The organism is Mesorhizobium sp. M7A.F.Ca.CA.004.04.2.1 (assembly GCF_004022825.1).
Classification (GTDB): Bacteria; Pseudomonadota; Alphaproteobacteria; order Rhizobiales; family Rhizobiaceae; genus Mesorhizobium.
Map to the genome: position 1 here is coordinate 1 of NZ_RZPH01000869.1, position 2,629 is coordinate 2,629.

The window sequence follows — 2,629 nt, forward strand, 5'->3', positions numbered from 1 at the left end:
GATGAAAACGGCTGCTTGAAAGAGGTCCCCTGATATAGGCCGAATGTCGGTGCTTGCAACCGCAAGTCAATGCCCTGCTGACAGTTCTCGACAATCGTGCCGGCCGGCCGTTGCAGGTGCGGCGCACAGGCCCGGAGTTGCGCGGCACGCAACCGGCAAAATTGTCCTGTGGCGTTCAGCCTCGCGGCAGGACGCCGCTTTGACCTGAACTCGCTTCGGGCCTATCCTTCGCGAGTATTTGCAGCAGCCGGAGCCCATCATGGACCCGCTCATACTTTCGCGTATCCAGTTCGGCGCGAATATTTCATTCCATATTCTATTTCCGACGATCACCATTGCGCTGGGTTGGGTGCTGCTGTTCTTCAAGCTGCGTTACAACGCGACCAACGATTCCGCCTGGATGCGCGCCTATTTCACCTGGGTGAAGGTGTTCGCGCTGTCCTTTGCCATGGGCGTGGTTTCGGGCGTCACCATGAGCTTTCAGTTCGGCACCAACTGGCCGGGCTACATGGAAAAGGTCGGCAACATCGCCGGGCCGCTGCTGGCCTACGAAATCCTCACCGCCTTCTTCCTCGAAGCGGCCTTTCTCGGCATCATGCTGTTCGGCTTCCGCCGCGTCTCCAACCGCATCCACACGCTGGCGACGGTGCTGGTCGCCGGCGGCACCACCGTCTCGGCATTCTGGATCATCGCGCTCAATTCCTGGATGCAGACGCCGGCCGGATTCGAGATGCGCGACGGCGTGGCGCATGCGGTCGACTGGTGGGCAATCATCTTCAATCCGTCGATGCCCTACAGGCTGACCCACATGCTGCTGGCGTCGGGGCTGACGGTGTCGTTCCTGATATCAGGCCTGTCGGCGCTGCGTTATCTCACCGGCGACCGCTCGGAATCGATGTGGAAGGCGCTGCGCACCGGCGTCTTCACCGCGGCGATCCTGATCCCGATCCAGATCTTCGCCGGCGACCAGCATGGGCTGAACACGCTGGAGCATCAGCCGCAGAAGATCGCCGCCATGGAGGCCAACTGGAACACCGGCCCCAACGTGCCGCTGGTGCTCTTCGCGCTGCCGACGAGGCGGCGAAGGAAAACAAATTCGAGATCGCCATTCCCGATGGGGCCAGCCTGGTGCTGCGGCACTCGGCCAGCGGCGTGGTGCCGGGACTGAACGACTATCCCGGCAATCATCCGCCGGTCTTTCCGGTGTTCTGGGGTTTCCGCGTCATGGTCGGCACGGGCATATTGATGCTGCTCGTCTCTTGGTCGGCGGCCTTCTTCCTCAAGCGCCGGCACAGCCTGCCGAAGCCGCTGGCCATGCTGATGGTGCCGATGGGGCTGTCGGGCTGGCTGGCGACGTTGGCCGGCTGGTACACCACCGAAATCGGCCGCCAGCCCTGGCTGGTGACGGGCGTGCTGAAAACCGCCGACGCGGTCGGCCCGGTGGCCGGCAGCCATGTCGCGCTGACGCTCGCCATATACCTCGTTCTCTATGTGCTGTTGCTGATCGCCTATCTCGGCGTGCTGGTGCACCTGGCGCTGAAGGCGGCGAAGGACGGCGACAACTCGCCGTTGCCCGGCGTGCTCAACGCGCCGATGTCGCAGCCGGCTGCGGGGGAGTGATTTGATATGGCACTCCAGCCGGGCGCCGGCGCGGCCCCTCACCTGCCTGCCGGCATCCTCTCCCCGTATAGGGACGGGGAGAGGGGCGCTCGCATCGACGGTTTCGCCAGTCACCAGCGTTGCAAGAAAAGCGCCGAGATTGCGGCCAGCCCCCTTCTCCCCGTCCCTATACGGGGAGAAGTGCCCGGCAGGCAGGTGAGGGGCGGCGCCGACTTCGGCAATCGATCTGAAGCCTCGATAGAGCCCCATCCGATCACATCGCGATTAGCCGGCTCTGGTGAGTGAGGAGAAAAAGATGACCTTCGACTGGCCAACCGCGCTTCCGCTGATCTTCGCCGGCCTGATGGGCCTCGCCATCCTGATCTACGTCATTCTCGACGGTTTCGATCTCGGCATCGGCATTCTGTTCGCCGCCGCTGAAGACGCCGAACAGGATACGATGATTGCCGCGATCGGCCCGTTCTGGGACGCCAACGAGACCTGGCTGGTGCTGGCCGTCGGCCTGCTGCTGGTCGCCTTCCCGCTGGCGCATGGCGTCATCCTGACGGCGCTCTACATTCCGGTCTTCGTGCTTTTGCTCGGGCTGATCCTGCGCGGCGTCGCCTTCGATTTCCGCGCCAAGGTGCCAGCTGGCCGCAAGCATCGCTGGAACCGTATCTTCTTCCTGGGTTCGCTCATCGCCTCGCTGGCGCAGGGCTATATGCTGGGCGTCTATGTGCTCGGGCTCGACGTCGGCCTCGGCGGCATGGCGTTCGGCGTGCTGGTGGCGTTCTGCCTTGCCGCCGCCTACGCGGCGATGGGCGCGGCCTGGGTGATCTACAAGACTGAAGGCGAATTGCAGAAGAAAGCGGTGCGCTGGCTTCGCACCGCGCTGGTGCTGACCGCGCTCGGCATGGCGGCGGTGTCGCTGGCGACGCCCTTCGCCAGCCCGCGCATCTTCGACAAATGGTTCGTCTGGCCGGAAATGCTTTATCTGTCGCCGCTGCCGATCCTGTCGGCGCTTTTGTTC

At 63.9% G+C, this 2,629-nt stretch carries 1 protein-coding gene and 1 pseudogene; both read left to right on the top strand.

Annotated features, from left to right (window positions below; all coding sequences use genetic code 11):
- Positions 1 to 259: 259 nt before the first annotated feature.
- A pseudogene (locus tag EN893_RS28395) lies at positions 260 to 1,620 on the top strand (cytochrome ubiquinol oxidase subunit I).
- Positions 1,621 to 1,915: 295 nt separating this feature from the next.
- Positions 1,916 to 2,629: cytochrome d ubiquinol oxidase subunit II (locus EN893_RS28405; protein ID WP_128361964.1), on the top strand; the 714-nt coding region annotated here is incomplete at its 3' end.